Annotated in this window: 14 protein-coding genes; 8 read left to right on the forward strand and 6 right to left on the reverse strand. The window is 38.4% G+C overall.

What is annotated here, in order from left to right; genetic code table 11:
• The first annotated feature begins 65 nt into the window (after nucleotides 1–65).
• The 5 genes from H0184_RS14415 to ypfJ all read left to right on the forward strand — a co-directional run bounded on the left by H0184_RS14415 (nucleotide 66) and on the right by ypfJ (nucleotide 6,606).
• Nucleotides 66–989: an AEC family transporter gene (locus tag H0184_RS14415; protein WP_221826467.1), complete on the forward strand. Its 924-nt coding sequence runs from the start codon at nucleotides 66–68 to the stop codon at nucleotides 987–989.
• 282 nt (nucleotides 990–1,271) lie between these two features.
• Nucleotides 1,272–2,765 (forward strand): glycerol kinase GlpK, encoded by a 1,494-nt coding sequence (gene glpK, locus H0184_RS14420; protein WP_221826468.1) that lies wholly within the window; start codon nucleotides 1,272–1,274, stop codon nucleotides 2,763–2,765.
• 444 nt (nucleotides 2,766–3,209) lie between these two features.
• Entirely contained in the window at nucleotides 3,210–3,758 is a 549-nt protein-coding gene (locus H0184_RS14425) for a glycerol-3-phosphate responsive antiterminator (RefSeq protein ID WP_221826470.1), read from the forward strand.
• Between the two features lie 206 nt (nucleotides 3,759–3,964).
• Nucleotides 3,965–5,635, forward strand: coding sequence for a glycerol-3-phosphate dehydrogenase/oxidase (locus tag H0184_RS14430; protein WP_221826472.1), 1,671 nt, complete (start codon nucleotides 3,965–3,967; stop codon nucleotides 5,633–5,635).
• A 134-nt stretch (nucleotides 5,636–5,769) separates the two neighbouring features.
• Entirely contained in the window at nucleotides 5,770–6,606 is an 837-nt protein-coding gene (ypfJ, locus tag H0184_RS14435; protein ID WP_221826473.1) for a KPN_02809 family neutral zinc metallopeptidase, read from the forward strand.
• Between the two features lie 95 nt (nucleotides 6,607–6,701).
• On the opposite strand, the gene H0184_RS14440 is transcribed toward ypfJ, so the two are convergent.
• Nucleotides 6,702–7,610: an EamA family transporter gene (locus H0184_RS14440; RefSeq protein ID WP_221826475.1), complete on the reverse strand. Its 909-nt coding sequence runs from the start codon at nucleotides 7,608–7,610 to the stop codon at nucleotides 6,702–6,704.
• A gap of 167 nt (nucleotides 7,611–7,777) precedes the next feature.
• Nucleotides 7,778–8,689 (reverse strand): AEC family transporter, encoded by a 912-nt coding sequence (locus H0184_RS14445; RefSeq protein ID WP_221826477.1) that lies wholly within the window; start codon nucleotides 8,687–8,689, stop codon nucleotides 7,778–7,780.
• Between the two features lie 262 nt (nucleotides 8,690–8,951).
• On the opposite strand from H0184_RS14445, the gene thrC reads away from it, so the two are divergent.
• On the forward strand, nucleotides 8,952–10,355 hold the full coding sequence (thrC, locus tag H0184_RS14450) for a threonine synthase (RefSeq protein WP_221826480.1): 1,404 nt from the start codon (nucleotides 8,952–8,954) through the stop codon (nucleotides 10,353–10,355).
• Between the two features lie 167 nt (nucleotides 10,356–10,522).
• Here thrC and H0184_RS14455 read toward each other — a convergent pair whose 3' ends face one another.
• Nucleotides 10,523–10,861 carry a replicative helicase loader/inhibitor gene (locus tag H0184_RS14455; protein ID WP_221826481.1) on the reverse strand — a complete coding sequence of 113 codons (339 nt, stop codon included), beginning with the start codon at nucleotides 10,859–10,861 and terminating at the stop codon, nucleotides 10,523–10,525.
• 209 nt (nucleotides 10,862–11,070) lie between these two features.
• Here H0184_RS14455 and H0184_RS14460 point away from each other — a divergent pair, with 209 nt between their 5' ends.
• Nucleotides 11,071–11,697, forward strand: a complete 627-nt coding sequence (locus H0184_RS14460) for a fumarylacetoacetate hydrolase family protein (protein ID WP_260631579.1) — start codon at nucleotides 11,071–11,073, stop codon at nucleotides 11,695–11,697.
• Nucleotides 11,698–12,017: 320 nt separating this feature from the next.
• Nucleotides 12,018–13,235 carry an MFS transporter gene (locus tag H0184_RS14465; RefSeq protein ID WP_221826483.1) on the forward strand — a complete coding sequence of 406 codons (1,218 nt, stop codon included), beginning with the start codon at nucleotides 12,018–12,020 and terminating at the stop codon, nucleotides 13,233–13,235.
• A gap of 97 nt (nucleotides 13,236–13,332) precedes the next feature.
• Here H0184_RS14465 and H0184_RS14470 read toward each other — a convergent pair whose 3' ends face one another.
• The 3 genes from H0184_RS14470 to metE all read right to left on the reverse strand — a co-directional run bounded on the left by H0184_RS14470 (nucleotide 13,333) and on the right by metE (nucleotide 17,266).
• Nucleotides 13,333–14,070 carry a metallophosphoesterase family protein gene (locus tag H0184_RS14470; RefSeq protein WP_221826489.1) on the reverse strand — a complete coding sequence of 246 codons (738 nt, stop codon included), beginning with the start codon at nucleotides 14,068–14,070 and terminating at the stop codon, nucleotides 13,333–13,335.
• A 12-nt stretch (nucleotides 14,071–14,082) separates the two neighbouring features.
• The gene (locus H0184_RS14475; protein ID WP_221826491.1) at nucleotides 14,083–14,814 is read right to left on the reverse strand and encodes a hypothetical protein; all 732 of its coding nucleotides are present in this window, start codon (nucleotides 14,812–14,814) and stop codon (nucleotides 14,083–14,085) included.
• Between the two features lie 157 nt (nucleotides 14,815–14,971).
• The gene (gene metE / locus H0184_RS14480; protein ID WP_221826498.1) at nucleotides 14,972–17,266 is read right to left on the reverse strand and encodes a 5-methyltetrahydropteroyltriglutamate--homocysteine S-methyltransferase; all 2,295 of its coding nucleotides are present in this window, start codon (nucleotides 17,264–17,266) and stop codon (nucleotides 14,972–14,974) included.
• Nucleotides 17,267–17,396 lie beyond the last annotated feature (130 nt).

Raw genomic sequence — 17,396 nt, forward strand, 5'->3', positions numbered from 1 at the left:
AATGCATTTTATTTATTTATAAACTGCATTTTTCCTTTTTTCATTAGAGAGAGAAGGTACGTTGGATGAGTATTTTGTATCACATTTTACTTGATATTATTTTTCCAATATTGGTTTTAATAGGGGCAGGGGCTTTACTTCAGCGTGTAATTAGGCTTGATTTATCTACACTGTCAACGTTGACAGTGTATTTCTTATTGCCAGCTGTTTGTTTTGTAAATATATATGAGAGCAAGATGTCAAGTAAGTTAATTAGCCAAACGTTAGTATTTTTACTGCTTTTTAATATTTTCCTTATTCTTACCAGTATGTTTATTGCGAAAGTGAACAGGTTTGACCGTAAACTGACAGCTACTTTTAAAAACAGCATGGTTTTGAGCAATTCCGGTAATTATGGTCTCCCGGTAAGTGAACTAGTTTTTGCCGCGAATCCTGCAGGTATGTCGATACAGATTATAGTAGTTATTTTTCAAAATCTCCTTACATTCACATATGGTTTTTTCAACAGTGTCTCAGCAGATAGCAGCGGTAGAGAAATATTACGAAAAATTATCCGTCTTCCGGTCATTTACGCTTTATTATTGGCCATATTGTTGAAATGGCTCCATATTGAAATTCCTGAATTTTTGTGGAGGCCCATTGAAAATTCCTCGAATGCGTTTCTGGCAGTTGCACTGGTCACACTTGGAGCCCAAGTGGCATTTTTAAGGATTACACGAATTTCGAGACCCATTGTTTGGATTGTAATCGGCAGGCTGATTATTTCTCCTATAGTGGGGTTACTAGTTATCTTTATTCTTGGATTAACTGAAATTACTGCTCAGGCTTTATTTATCGCCAGTTCATTTCCTTCTTCGAGAAATAGTGCTCTGCTGGCACTCGAATATGATAATTATCCAGAATATGCTTCGCAAGCGGTCCTTTTGACTACCATCATAAGCAGTATTACCGTTGCGGTTGTTGTTTATCTATCAAAAATACTTTTTTAAGTGAAACGGTCTCCCTTAAATATTTTTGTGGTAGATAGTTTAAATTGCTAGAATGATGAAAAGGAATTGATAGTTACGATGAGAAAACGGAGTATTGACAACGTTTACAACTTAGAATATATTTAAATACAAGTTAAAATGTTGTGTCGGAGACTGGGAGATTCACACTGATTAACCTATTGTATTAGGTTGTTTCTGGGTGAGTCTTTTTTTTATAATATAATATAGAACATTCATCAATCGTAAAAGGATTTACCGTAATAGAAATTGGAGGTAAATAGAATGGAAGAAAAATATATTTTGTCTTTGGATCAGGGAACGACTAGTACAAGAGCGATATTATTCAATAAGAAAGGCGAAATTGTTCATTCGGCACAAAAGGAATTTACTCAATATTTTCCTAAACCAGGATGGGTGGAACATAATGTAAATGAAATATGGGGTTCTGTATTAGCCGTAATTGCCTGTGTTCTAACTGAATCAGGTGTTAGACCAGATCAAATTTCTGGGATTGGAATTACGAACCAGCGTGAAACGGCAGTAGTATGGGATCGAGAAACCGGAAAGCCAGTATATAACGCAATTGTCTGGCAGTCGAGGCAAACAAGCGGGATTTGTGATGAGTTAATTGCACAAGGATATAATACTCTTTTCAGAGAAAAAACAGGACTATTAATTGATGCTTACTTCTCAGGAACCAAAGTAAAGTGGATATTGGACAATGTTGAGGGTGCAAGAGAGAAAGCGGAACAAGGAAAATTGTTATTTGGAACAATTGACACCTGGTTAATTTGGAAGCTATCTGGCGGTAAGGCACATGTTACGGATTATAGTAACGCATCGCGTACATTGATGTTCAATATTTTTGAATTAAAATGGGATGAAGAATTGTTAGATATATTAGGAGTTCCTAGGTCTATGCTTCCCGAAGTAAAGTCTTCATCCGAGATTTATGGTACTACTGTAAATTATCATTTTTTTGGTCAGGAGATTCCGATTGCGGGTGCTGCAGGGGATCAGCAGGCAGCATTGTTCGGCCAGGCTTGTTTTGAAAAAGGGATGGCCAAAAACACCTATGGTACAGGCTGCTTTATGTTGATGAATACCGGTGAAAAGGCTGTACGCTCAGAACACGGACTTTTGACGACCATTGCATGGGGACTTGATGGAAAAGTTGAATATGCTCTCGAAGGAAGTATTTTTGTTGCGGGTTCGGCGATCCAGTGGCTCCGGGACGGATTAAGAATGTTACAGGATGCAAAACATAGTGAAAGACTCGCCAGAAAGGTTGCTTCAACAGATGGAGTCTACGTCGTTCCCGCTTTTGTTGGGCTGGGAACACCTTATTGGGATAGTGATGTTCGTGGAGCTGTTTTTGGTTTAACACGCGGAACGACAAAAGAGCATTTCGTTCGTGCAACGTTGGAATCCCTTGCCTATCAAACGAAAGATGTTCTATCAGTTATGGAAACAGATTCAGGAATCGAAGTAAAAACCCTCCGTGTGGATGGTGGGGCGGTAAAGAACGATTTTCTCATGCAATTTCAAAGTGATATCTTAAATGTACCTGTTGAAAGACCAGTCGTAAATGAAACGACAGCACTTGGAGCGGCATATCTTGCTGGACTCGCTACAGGCTTTTGGAGCAATCAGGAGGAAATTTCAAATCAGTGGGCAATTGACAGCAGTTTCCAACCAAATCTGGCAGAAGAAACACGCGAAGAACTTTACAAGGGTTGGAAAAAGGCAGTAAAAGCAGCAATGGCATTCAAATAAATGACTTTTTGTAGGTTCTGTTATTATTCATTGTTGATTTTCGTGTAGGGGTGTGAATTCTTAGGCGGAGAAATTCCGGCTATTGTTTAAAGAGGAACTTATGAAGCAGCTATAAGCGGAGATATTCCGCTTAACTGCTATGAAAAAGACAAATTCCAAGGGTTTGGATGCTAATAAGCGGAAAAACTCCGCCTATTTATAAGAAAATATAGGTATTTCCCAATTTAAACGGAAATTCTCCGCTTATTTTCCAAACACAGTGAAAACAACATTCAGTTTTATCAGAGCCTCTTTAAAGGTAGTAGATGATTTTTAGAACTTTGTTATTTGTGCGGAAGAGGAAGCGCATTGAGCACAAATCAACAGTCTAGTTAACAAGGAAAAATAATATGACTACATAAATCAAAAATGCATCAAAATGAAATAAGGTTGGAAAGGGTCATCATGCATAAAATATTACCGGCATCGACTTCCTTAAAGGATTTTGAAAAGTTCTTAAAAAGCGACTATGAAGTAGGCTTATTTCTAGACGTTCATATTGCTCAATTAAAAAACATTGCCCTATTGGCTAAACAGCATAAGAAAAAAATGATCTACCATTTGGACCTCGTCCAAGGTTTAAAAAATGATGAATACGGGACAGAATTTATTTGCCAGGAATATAAGCCGATTGGGGTCATTTCGACTAAGTCGAGTGTGATTTTAAAAGCGAAACAAAAGGGAGTTTTAGCTATCCAGCGGATGTTTTTATTAGACTCTCATGCGTTAGAAAAGAGTTACTCAATTATTGATAAGACAAAACCAGATTATGTTGAAGTGCTGCCGGGGGTAATTCCATCAATGATACAAGAAATCAAAGATCGAACCAAAACAAAAATTATTGCAGGAGGGCTTATCCGAAGTGTTGAGGATGCCCAAAATGTGCTAGACGCTGGAGCGGAGTCCATTACCACTTCCCAAAAGGAAATTTGGGAGCATTTTAGCAGCAAATAAGCTGCCGTTTGACTATATTTTAATAAAAATGTACTTTATACCTTTTCTACGATGAAATTATAAGTTATACTACTAATAAGTTAATAATTGACGGTTCGAGATACGGAGAGACCAAAACGCAAGTTATAGCATCTGCTATAATGCACGTTTTGGTCTCTTTTTTTTTTCAGATAGCTCATTGACGTTTCACATAGGAGGAATAATAAATGACATTTTCAGCATTAAGAAGAGAAGATCAGCTTGAAATCATATCAGAAGAACAGTATGACCTGCTTATTATTGGCGGCGGTATAACGGGAGCGGGAATTGCTTTAGATGCCTCGATTCGAGGAATGAAGGTTGCGCTAATAGACATGCAGGACTTTGCGGCCGGTACGTCAAGCCGCTCAACCAAGCTGGTTCATGGAGGATTACGATACCTAAAGCAATTTCAAATTGGGTTGGTTGCAGAAGTAGGGAAAGAGAGAGCCATCGTCTATGAAAATGGCCCGCATGTTACCAACCCTGAATGGATGCTTCTACCCCTGCATAAAGGTGGTACATTCGGTCCTTTGAGCACATCTATCGGTTTACGTGTTTACGATTATTTAGCAGGTGTGAAAAAGTCTGAACGCCGGCGTATGCTTTCACGCGAAGAAACCATTTCGAAGGAACCTCTTATTAAGAAAGAGGGACTCAAGGGTGGAGGGTATTATGTTGAATACCGCACAGATGATGCTCGATTAACCATTGAAGTCTTAAAAGCTGCCTTTGAAAATGGAGCAAATTTAATAAATTATGTAAAAGCGGAGGAATTTATTTATCAAAATGAGATGATTATCGGTGTCAAGGCGAAGGATATGCTGACAAACAAGACAGTAACTATCACGTCAAAAAAAGTGGTAAATGCAGGAGGTCCTTGGGTTGATCACATTCGTAAAAATGATTACTCAAGGAACAACAAACAGCTTCGTTTGACAAAAGGTGTTCACCTTGTTATCGATCAGGCGGTCTTCCCGCTGCGCCAAGCTGTTTATTTTGATACTACAGACGGACGGATGGTGTTTGCAATACCCCGTGACGGGAAAACCTATGTGGGAACCACTGATACATTTTATGGCGAAGACGCGACCCGTCCAAAAATGCTTGAGGAAGACCGTGACTATATACTGAATGCTATACATTTTATGTTCCCAGAGGTAAAGGTTACAGCAAAAGACATCGAATCGAGCTGGGCAGGCGTTCGTCCATTAATATACGAAGAAGGAAAGGACCCTTCAGAGATATCACGTAAAGATGAAATATGGGAAGGGGAAAGTGGTCTTATCACCATTGCAGGAGGCAAATTAACCGGTTATCGAAAAATGGCAGAATCGGTAGTCGATTTGATTGCAAAACGACTTGAGGAAAAAGGGCAGCTCTTTAAAGAATCACTAACCAAGACATATCCTATTTCAGGAGGGGATGTCGGAGGTTCTAAAGGGTTTTACGAATATATTTCACTTAAAGAAAAAGAAGCGGCGGAATACGGATTCACTCAGGAAGACGGCCGGTGCCTGGTCCAAATGTACGGTTCAAATGTGAATGAACTTTTCACCTATGGCAAAACATTTAATACGGAAGAAAACACAAAATTAACAAAGACCGTTTATGCGCAATTAATGTATTCCATTGAACATGAAATGGCTGCTACTCCAGCAGATTTCTTCATTCGCCGTACAGGGGCTTTATTTTTCGATATCAACTGGGTCCTTACTTGGAAGAATGAAGTCCTGTCATTTATGGAGAAGAAATTGGGCTGGACTAAAAAACAAACCGCTTTTTATAAAGAAGAGCTGGAAACAGAAATAAGAGATGCTGTCCTGCCCGTGGATTTGCAGCATACGAATGCCATTTAAATAACCATTATTGGTGGTTTTTCCATTTCAGAATTCCTATTTCAAAAATTCGTTTCCATTTTTATCATTCATGATGGTAAAAGATAATGGAAATAGTAAATTTATGAGTTATCACAATTTTTGGAGGTAGGAAAATGAAATGGAGAGGAAGACGGCAAAGTTCAAACGTTGAAGACCGCAGAGGAATGGGCATGGGTGGAAAAACCGCGATTGGAGGGGGAATTGGCAGTATTATCGTCATTCTCCTCTTTACGCTGCTTGGAGGGAACCCGGGAGATTTAACAAACAACACACCCACGACAAACGGTACGAATCCAAATACTCCGATGAATGTATCGTCTCAGGAGGAAGAACTGGCGGACTTTGTTTCTGTAGTCCTTGCCGACACAGAAGATGTATGGTCAGAAGAATTCAAGGAACAAGGGTTAGAATATGAAGAGCCCAAGTTAGTTTTGTACAGGGATAGTGTCCAGTCGGCTTGCGGATCTGCGAGTTCAGCTGTCGGGCCATTTTATTGCCCAGGTGACCATAAGCTTTATATTGATTTAAGTTTTTATGAGCAGTTAAGGCAAAGATTTCAGGCACCCGGTGACTTTGCGATGGCATATGTAATTGCCCATGAGGTTGGACATCATGTACAGACCCTATTACATGCCGGAGAACAGGCAACTCCTGAACAGAAGCGCAGTAACGAGCACTCTGTCCGCTTTGAATTGCAGGCGGACTACTTGGCGGGTGTCTGGGCTCATCATGCAAAAGGGAAGGGCTATCTAGAGGAAGGTGACCTTGAAGAAGCACTCGCAGCAGCAAATGCTGTTGGCGATGATAATATTCAGAAAAAATCCCAAGGTTATGTAGTACCTGAAAGTTTTACACATGGAACATCACAGCAGAGGAAACGATGGTTCTATAAAGGGTTCGAAAACGGCACGCTTGAAGGTGGAGATACATTTAACGAGGCTGATTTATAATTTTTGACACGAGAAATACAAATCGCCCATAACTATTATGGGCGATTAACTTTACTAAAGCGATTCTCAATGCAAATTCAGTTGGTAAAATGCCTTTAGTCTAGCTCAAAAGCTGCAGACTTTATTTTTGTTTTCGTTTTAGATATCTTCAGATTTCCGGCTACAATTCCACCTAAGATTAAAACAACCCCTACCCATTGGGACATACTCACATATTCCGTTAAGACTAGCGAGGATAAAATAACTGCAATAGGCAATTCAGCAGATGTTAAAATGGTCCCGAGACCTGGTCCAACATGCGGCATGCCGATTGTAAATAAGATTGGCGGCAAGACGACACCTAATAGGCCAAGGTACAGACCGTATGGTGCAATTTCCATTAAAACAGGTATTTGAAGTAACCCTGTTGGCGGACTTAGAGTGAAAACGGTAATCATGCCCCCCGTGGTAAATAAAGCACTTTTTTGCACAACGGGAGTATCTTTTTCCACACTGCCGCTGACAAAAATAAACGTGGTATAAGTTATTGCAGAAAGCATTCCCCATACCGTTCCTTGCCATGTAAGGCCACCGCTGCCTTGGGCAATGATGCCTGATGCAAGAATAGAACCTATTACCAAAATACCAATAGAAACAAGCTTTTCTTTTGTTGGTGCTTTTTTGTAAAACACCCATTCAAATAAGCTGCCAATCCAGACAAATTGGAATAAAAAGATGATCGCAAGTGAAGCGTTAAGTGATTGCAGAGATTGATAATAAAATAGACTGGTTAAGCCAAGTGGTATCCCTGAAATAAGTAATTTACCTATCTTCGGCAAAGTCAGTTTTTTCTTTTTCGAAAAGATTGCTGCTATCCAGATTAATAGCGTTCCCATTAAGAATTGGCTTCCCGTTACCTCACTGCTAGTAAAACCCGCAGAATAAGCAAGCTTTACAAAGGTTGATAATGCTCCGTAACAGCAGCCTCCTATTAAGACAATTAATGCGTAATGCCAAGTTTTCATATTTCCTGCCCCTTTCAATTAAAACAAAAAAGCCACACAGCTATAATAGTAGCTGTGTGGCGAAAATAGAGAATTCTCTAGAAAAGTCCACAAACAAATGTTTTTTGGTTCAATATATTTACCTTTGTTATCTTAAAACGATTCTAAACAAATGTCAATAAAAAGGTTTATAATATAAAGTTTGCAAAGATATATAATATTATTATACTAATTACTATTGTTATATTAGACATAGTGGCAACGAAACGCGTACTATCGTTGCTATATTTAAATTCGACTGCATATGTTAAGGCAGATGCTGGAACAGGCAATAACAGTCCAATCAGAATAGTAGTTCGAAGCATGATATCATAGGGAAGGAGATAGTATAAGACCAAACCAACGCTAAGACCTAACCCATATCGGAAAGTTAAAAACTTCACCATAGGCTTAATAAATTGTTTATCAAACTTAAAATTTAAAAACAGCCCTAATAATAATAATGATAATGGTATATTTGCTCCTGAGATGGTAGTTGCCAAGTTAATGATTAGATCTGGTAATTTGACATGGCAAAAATTTAAAATACTAGCAATCATGTAGGTCATAAGTGGTATTGACTTGCCAAGTTTTTTTAGAATTTCTATAGGGTTAAGATTAAGGCCTTCTTCTGAGAAATAACTCCCCAAAATATAAGAAATTCCAAAGACAATGAATGACGCCCCAACATCAAACATACTAAAATAGGTTAATCCATCCATCCCCCAAATAGCATAAACTAGTGGAAATGCAAATAAGCCGACATTAAATCCGGAAGAGAGCATCATAAGCGAACCTTTAAGTTCTCTTTCCTCATTTTTATAAAATAAGAGTCCTAAAATGGCCGATACTATCCCAAAAACGAGAACAATAACAGGTAATAAAAATAAAGAAGTTTCAATTTTTACAGAATCGAAGGTTACCAGAACTAAGGCAGGAAGGGTTATTTTAAAAATAATTTTTGAAATGACCTCTCCATCTTTTTCTTGTAAAATATTTACCCGTTTTAATAGATAGCCAAAGGCAATGATGAGAATAATGTAAAGAAATTCTTGATTCATAAATAATCTCCTCTAAGCTGTACCTTAAATTATGCTTTTGTATTTAAATTATAAATCCATAGAACTCATTATATATTAAAAAAGGATATTTAGCCCGAATGCGGGTTTTGTTTGTGAATGAACTTTTAAAATAATTTCTCAAATATATCAATAATTTATCGATTATTCACTCAATTGTGTTAAAATGGATTTTATATTTTAATACTATGAATAAATATTATCTCTCAAATAAAATTTTGATTATATATGGAGGCAGGCAGCTATGAACTTTGTTAGTACACGTGGCAATGTAAGTAAAATTGGTTTTATCGACACAGTCTTAATGGGACTGGCAAATGATGGGGGATTATTAGTACCGGAGAAAATCCCACAAATACCTGCAGAAAAGTTAGATGCAATGTCCAATCTTACTTATCAAGAATTAGCATACGAAATCTTTTCCTATTATGTTGATGGTGAAATTCCAGAAAAAGAGTTGAAAGAATTAATTGAGAAGAGCTATGCAGCCTTCCGCCATCCAGAGGTTACACCTGTTCAAAAGCTGAAGGATAACATGTATGTTTTAGAACTATTCCACGGTCCTACCTTTGCATTTAAAGATATTGCCCTTCAATTCTTAGGAAATTTATATTCCTATGTATCCAAGAAGACAGGTGAGTCGATTCATATTCTCGGAGCTACCTCAGGGGATACCGGCGCCTCAGCGATTGAGGGAGTTAGAGGAAAAGAAGGCATTCGCATTTGTATTTTGCATCCACATGGGAAAGTAAGTAAGGTTCAGGAATTACAAATGACAACAGTCGATGATAAAAGTGTTCTAAATTTAGCCATTAAAGGAACCTTTGATGATGGTCAACGTATCATTAAAGAATTATTTGCAGATGTGGATTTTAAAAATAAGTATCATATGCGTGCAATCAACTCCATTAACTTTGTTCGGATTATGGCACAAACGGTTTATTATTTCTATTCCTATTTCCAGGTGACAAAAGAGGCTGATGTTAAGACAGTTAACTTTAGTGTGCCAACGGGGAATTTTGGCGATATCTTTGCCGGGTATCTTGCAAAGAAAATGGGTCTTCCAATTGGTAAACTTATCGTTGCTACTAACGAGAATAATATTTTAGAAGATTTTATTCATGATGGAGTGTACAAGCCGGGTGAATTCCGGAGCACATTCAGCCCTTCGATGGATATCCAAGTAGCTAGCAACTTTGAACGCTATCTTTTTTACTTGCTTGAAGAAGATCCAAAAGCCGTTTCGGAGGTAATGGAAAAATTCAATTCAGAAGGAAAAATTGTTGTAAGCAAAGAGTTGCTCCATAAAGTGCAAGAGGATTTTGCAGCATACGGAGTAAAAGGGGAAGAATGCTTGCAAACGATTAGTACGTATAATTTAGAAACTAGTTATTTATTAGATCCACATACGGCGTGTGGAGTAGCTGCATACGAAAAATGTAATGCACCTAGTGAGATTTGTGTCACACTCGCCACTGCTCATCCGGCAAAGTTTAACGAATCCATTGAACGTTGTGATATCCAGCAGACATTCCCTGAACAAATCAGTCAATTGTCTAATAAACCACAGTATCTAGAAGTGGTTGAAGCGGATAAAGCCGAAGTGGTACGTCATTTAGAAAAGCTTTTTAGTTTTACTGCAAAATAATTACAAGATTGGCACCCTCCCGAAGGAAGGGTGCCTTTTACTTTTTCATACTATAAAGATAGGATAAGTCTATACCGGATAATCACGATAGCGGCTATAGTTCTTTTCAAATGCTAGTTTAATCACACCCACCGGACCACGATGCTTAGCAGAGGATCCCATCCGCTTCAAATGGATTTTCTTGGTGAATATTCGGCAAACCAGGCAGGTATTGATCCTCGGTTGTTTGATTTACGATCGCATTCAATTCTCTCCCGTCCTTTCTTCATCCACTCTTCTAAGGTGGCAGGAAAATGATTTTCTTCAAACTGGAATACAGCGATATCACCAATCGCAGGAGGAAAGGGACTTTTCCGAATATGGTTTTGCAGCTTCGTTAATACTTTCTCATAATCCATCTGATAACAAAATTGAAACCACTGCTGAACACTTTCGTCTTTAAGAACGCAATGAGAATAGACCGATTCAATCAGTACTAAAAGTTTAACTACTTCTTCCTTGGTCATTGGATTTCCTCCTGTAACATAATTTTCCCTTCCAGTATTAACCGGTCTACCTGATCGGATATTAATTCTTTCCTCAATACTTTCTGTCTGCTGTCACTCTTATTCGCTTCTAGTTTTGTCCCAATAACCTTTTCGCAATACCATTCTTGCAGAAAGGCAGGGAGAAGGGTAACATTTTCTTATAAAATACATTTAAGTGAGGGATTGTTTTGAGTAAGATTAATAACATTTATTGTGTTGGCCGGAACTACGCTGCACATGCAAAAGAATTACAAAATGAAGTTCCTTCTTCACCCATGCTATTTTCGAAACCTACACATGCTCTCGTAAAAGGTGATGGTCAGGAGGTTTTATTCCCTGGTGATCGTGGATCTATCCATTTTGAAACAGAAGTTGTCCTAAAAATCGGTAAACCATATGAACAGGGTATAAAGGCAGAAGAAATAGTAGATAGTATGGCGATTGGCATTGACTTCACACTTAGAGATGTCCAGAGTGAGCTCAAGAAAAAAGGACATCCATGGCTGCTGGCAAAAGGTTTTCCGAACTCAGCTTTGGTTAGTAATTTTATTCCTTTTCCTGGAGTAGAAGAAATGAAGAAGATTGATTTTTCTCTTGTGAAAAATGGGGAGACGGTGCAGCAAGGGAATATCAAAAATATGATTTTTGATTTTCAGACGATAATCGATTTCACCGCTCAAAACTTTGGATTAGGGGAGGGAGATCTGATCTATACGGGCACCCCTGAAGGTGTTGGCCAAGTAAACGATAAGGATCAACTAACTTTAATATGGGGGAATTCCATTCTTGGTGAATGTTATATCAAACTTAATTAAATGGTTGGACCGGCACTGAGAAATATTCCCAACATTATTGACTTTTCCACCTCTGTTAGATGCAATCACATTTGCGTTTCTTTGTTTTTAAAAATCTATAAATTTTTTTAATATATTGTCACCGGATTATTATCATGTTACTATTAGTTGAAATTAGATCCCTTTAAATCTGGTCCAGAGAGGCCAAAAAGGCGAAAGTAAACTTCATACATATTTATTATGTCTATGAATGCCTTTTTGTCCTTTGGATAGAAAGGCATTTTATTTTGCTAAAATCTTTTAATCTGAGTCCCGTGAGGCTCGAAAGGAGAACAACAAGAATGGATTATCGTAAAAAAACAGTTGTCGCATCCGTAGCAGGTTTAACACTAGAGGGCATGGATATCATGTTTATATCCTTTGCCATGTCGATGATTATTGCAGAGTTTCAAATTGATATGGCAGCCGGCGGACTAATTTCCTCCATTACTAATTTAGGAATGCTGGCTGGGGGAGTCATTTTCGGTATATTAGCAGATAAATTTGGGAGAGTTAGAATCTTCACCTATACAATTCTATTATTTGCTGTCGGAACTGCGTTAACCGGGCTTGCACAAAATATTGAACAAGTATATTTATTTAGGTTTATTGCCGGCTTAGGAGCTGGTGGTGAATATGGTATTGGTATGGCGCTAGTCGCTGAGGCATGGCCAAAGAATAAACAAGGACGCGCATCATCATACGTAAGTGTAGGTGCACAATACGGTGTAATCCTTGCGGCACTTCTTAGCGCCATGATCCTTCCGGCTTGGGGCTGGAGAGGGTTGTTCTTTGTTGGATTGGCTCCGGTTATTTTCGCCTTTATCGTTCGTAAAAAATTAGATGAATCACCTGCATGGCTGGAAACACAAAAGAAAAAGCAGAGCGTACAGAAGCAAGGAAAATTAAAGCAATTATTTGCTACTCCTAGAATCGCATTTACCACTGTTGCTTTAGCCATAATGGCAACCGTTCAAATCGCTGGTTATAACGGTTTGATGATTTGGCTGCCATCTATGCTTCAACAATCTCAAGGATTATCCGTTTCAAGCTCAGCTCTTTGGACGATCAGTACCGCAGCAGGAATGATTGCTGGGATGTTAACGTTTGGTCAATTTATTGATCGGTTTGGAATGAAGCGTTCGTATGGAATTTTCTTAGCCGCTTCCGCTGTTGCTGTCTTCTTATACTCTTTTGCTTCAGGCAGCACAGGTCTTCTAATTGGAGGAGCGATAGTAGGATTCTTCTCAAATGGAATGTTTGCAGGGTATGGAGCATTAATTAGTAAGTATTATTCAGTAGAAATTCGCAGTACAGCAACGAATACCATCTTTAACTTTGGTAGAGCGTTGGGAGGTTTATCTCCTATATTAGTAGGATATATTCTGCAGCACGCTAATGTTACGGTAGCAATGACGTACCTAGCATTGCTCTATTGTATCTCCTTTATAGCGATGGTTAGTTTGCGAAAAGGTAAGGGTATAAGAGATGAAGTCAATACTTTAACTGAAGCAGTCTAAATAAATGAAAAGCCATTCTCTCCAACATGCTTACAGGAGGGAATGGCTTTTTTACTATGTAACTGAATCGGCGAACTAGGTCAAATTAAGAATACTCCTATTTTAATCCTCGATATTTTGCGGTTGTTAATTCTTGAATATATTCCTCTAGCTCGGGCATTTCCAATTCTTTCGCGATATGTATGGATGCCTCGATATCATAGGGGACTCGCACAAGCTGAATCGAAAATACTCCATTTTCACTTTGGTTATATTCTCCTTCTAGGATGGCATAGGATGCCTGTGTGAGATCAAGCGGATTGCCTACGCTGCCCACGTTACATAAAGTTTTACCTTTAATGTTTTCCTGGTATGCATTATGAATATCACCATAAAAAACAACATCAGGTTCTCTTTTTCCTGCTATATTTTCAGTGTGTTCTGTGTTTTCGAACATACTCAAGCGACGTTCAAGAGAGTCCCACGGTTGTATTCTTTCATATACACTACGAGGTGAGGCATGAAACATTCTGACTAGTTTACCGCTCATCATAAACTCTAATGAAAACGGCAGCTCTTTTAATTCATTCATTTGTATTTCAGTTAACTGGTGTTGATGCCATTTGATGGTGTCGGACTCTTGGGGCTTAGGAAAGAAATCATCCCAATTGCCTCTAACCACTTTTTCACAATGCTTTTGAATCATTTGTATTGCCATGCTAGATTGCGGGCCTTTGCCAACTAAATCACCCAGGCAAATAATTCTCTTAATTAGTCTTGAGTCGATATCAGCCAGCACCGATTCTAGTGCGGGGATATTCCCATGAATGTCTGAAATAATAGCGATTTGCTCCATCTTAATAAACTCCTAATGATTAATATGAAAATAATTCTCTATTTGTATCTTCATATCCTTTATATTTTCCCGAAATTGTTTATGGCGATGACCATTACTGCCTGAAGGGTGAGGGAACCCCTTTAATATAAACTTATCTTCATAAAAATGATCAAGCACTTTGCTTACATTCACTCCTAAAGGAATAATGAGAGGATTTTCAATTCTAGACATATCGGGTATAAAATTTGTTTTTACATACTTCAAAAGCATTTCCGTTTTTAAAATATTTGGCCGCGAACCGTTAAAATTTTGATGATTGAAAAATACCGCATGGGGGAGGATGGAGGTGGTGTAGACAAGATGACTTGCACTGCTAAAAAGTTCACTTGAAGAAGAAAGGCCCAGATGTTTAGGTAATTCAAGTTCATCAAGCATTGCAATGAGGTTGTTTCTCATCGTCCCTTCAAAACTAGCACTTTTTTTCACCATATGAAGGAATTCCTCCTCCTCTAAATTCTGATTCTCAATAACGGCTGTAAAAGCTTTTTTCATCTGGTGGAGTCCAGGTGTTATTCCTGCAATCACCACCGTTGCTTTTTCGTTAATATAGTCAAAGGGAGTGTAATAAATCTCCAACTTTTTCTCTTCATCTTTTTCCAATAAGAATGCAGGATTTAGGACATCATGGTCCCATAATGGCAATTCTAGAGAAAATATCCTTTCCTTATAATAATGAAATTTTGCTTCCGTAACCAAACCCATGTATATAACCTCCGATTTCTATTACAAAGGTGACCTAAGAGGACAGAATATAAACATGACTATGCAAATAATTTCTCACTGTAATCAACTAGAGATGGGGAAAGCGGATGAGGCGCTAAGGATTATTCCTAAGCGCCTATCTCTATAGAAATTTTCTTTAGAAAACCATTTGCTGGTACTGTTGGCGAAGTTTTCGTGCAGCTGTGACCATATTTTTTAATGAAGCAATTGTTTCATCTTCATGACGTGTTTTTAAACCACAATCTGGATTTACCCAGAACTGTTCTTTTGGTATTATTTCTAAGCTTTCTTTTAAGATGGTGTCAATTTCTTCAACACTAGGAACACGCGGGCTGTGTATATCATACACCCCCAACCCAATACCAAGTTCATAAGGATTATGCTTGAGTGATTGAATCAATTCTCCATGACTTCGGGACGTTTCAATGGAAATTACGTCTGCGTCAAGAGCGCGAATCGGCTCTATAAAGTTATTAAACTCACAATAGCACATATGGGTATGAATTTGTGTTTCATTTCTGACACTGGAAGTCGCAAGCTTAAATGCATTTACCGCCCATGATAAATAGTCATTCCAGTCTTCTTTCCTGAGCGGCAAGCCTTCACGTAAAGCTGGTTCATCTACCTGAATAATGGCAATGCCTGCATTTTCTAATGCTTGAATTTCTTCTTTTAGGGCTAATGCTATTTGATTGGCTACCATTTCACGCGATAAATCATCACGAACAAAAGACCAATTTAAGATAGTGATAGGACCTGTTAACATTCCTTTGACATGCTTAGATGTTAGTAGTTGTGCTTCAGCTGTTTCCTTCACTGTCATGGGGGATGTCCACTCAACATCACCATAAATAATCGGTGGTTTCACACAACGTGAACCATAAGATACTACCCAAGCTTTTTCAGTAAAAGCAAAACCGCTTAGTTTTTCACCAAAGTACTCTACCATATCGGTTCTCTCAAATTCACCATGCACAAAGACATCAAGGTCAATGTCTTCTTGAATTTGAATCCAGCGAGCACTTTCATTTTTCACAAACTCAGCATATTCAGTGTCACTTATTTCTTTTTTACGCCATGCTGAACGTGTTCTTTTTACTAAATCCGATTGTGGGAAACTACCAATCGTGGTTGTCGGAAAATCCGGTAATTGTAACGCTGCTTGTTGTAATGGCTGGCGTTCGTTAAAAGGCATTGGACGAGTAAAATGCTCTTGTCTCACTTGTGATAAAAGCTCCTTCACCCGTGGATTTTTCCTCGCCTCATGCTCCTCTAAAGCTTGAATTGCCGTCATACTTTGCGATACAGAATTCCTTCCAGACCATTTTTCGTCAGAAATGAAGGATGTTATATGAGATAACTCTACGATTTTTTCATCTGCAAAGGATAAAGCATTTAATAATTTACCGTCCAGCTTTTTTTCCGATTTAGTGGTGACAGGCACGTGCTGTAAACTGCAAGAAGATTGAATCCAAGCTTCATTTACACCGCTTAAGGATAAAATTGCTTTTGTCATCATTGTTTTTTCAGCCAAATTTGCCCGCCAGATATCACGCCCATTTATGATTCCAATCCCTAATACTTTATCTTGTGGGAAACCGTATTTTCGGAGTGATGCCATATTCTCATCAGCTCCATGAATAAAATCTAGGCCAAACCCGGCAACAGGTAATTGAATAAGCTCTTCATACGCTGGTAGTCCTTCAAAATAGGTTTGTAACATCAGCTTCGCAGCAGGAACTTCTTCTGCTAATTGTTTATAGATTTGTTGAACTAGTTTAATCTCTTCGGGTGCAAGTGAGAGGACTAGTGCTGGCTCTTCCATTGGAATCCACTGTGCTCCTGCATCTACAAGTTGTTGGAGTACTTGAGCATAAAGCGGCAAGAGTTTTAAAATAAATGATGCTTTGGATTTGGAATCGTATCCTTTAGAAAGGTGGACAAAGGTATACGGACCAATAATGGTCGGCTTTGTAATAATACCAAGTTCAAACTTTGCTTCTAAAAAATAATCTAAAAGGTAGTTTTGCGTTAATTTTAGCTGTTGGCCTTCATACTCCGGCACTATGTAGTGATAGTTTGTATTAAACCATTTCGTCATTTCCGAAGCCACAACATTACCCGCTCCACGTGCCATCGCATAATAGGTGGTGAGATTTACCTTTTTGTCACTCCACTTATAACGGGCGGGAATCATACCAAACATGGTTGCAAGGTCCAGCATACGGTCATAAATAGTAAAATCTCCAACCGTAATGATTTCTAATCCTAATGATTGCTGATGCTTTAATTGATTTAAACGCAGGGTCTTCATATCAAAGATAAATTCTTCCTCTGAAGTCGTGCCTTTCCAAAACGCTTCAACACTGCGTTTCCACTCTCGGTTACCACCAATGTAGGGATAACCAATGGCTGTACTAGCTAAATTCATTTACGATTCCTCCTATTCATTTACATATTTCCAAATACAAAAAAGCCATCTCCATGAACCGGAAATGGCTATACAATCAAGTTAGGCGAATTGTTTAAAGATAAGCATAAACAATTCTTCTCGTAACTCG

The organism is Neobacillus niacini, assembly GCF_019749295.1.
Taxonomy (GTDB): domain Bacteria; phylum Bacillota; class Bacilli; order Bacillales; family Cytobacillaceae; genus Neobacillus; species Neobacillus niacini_D.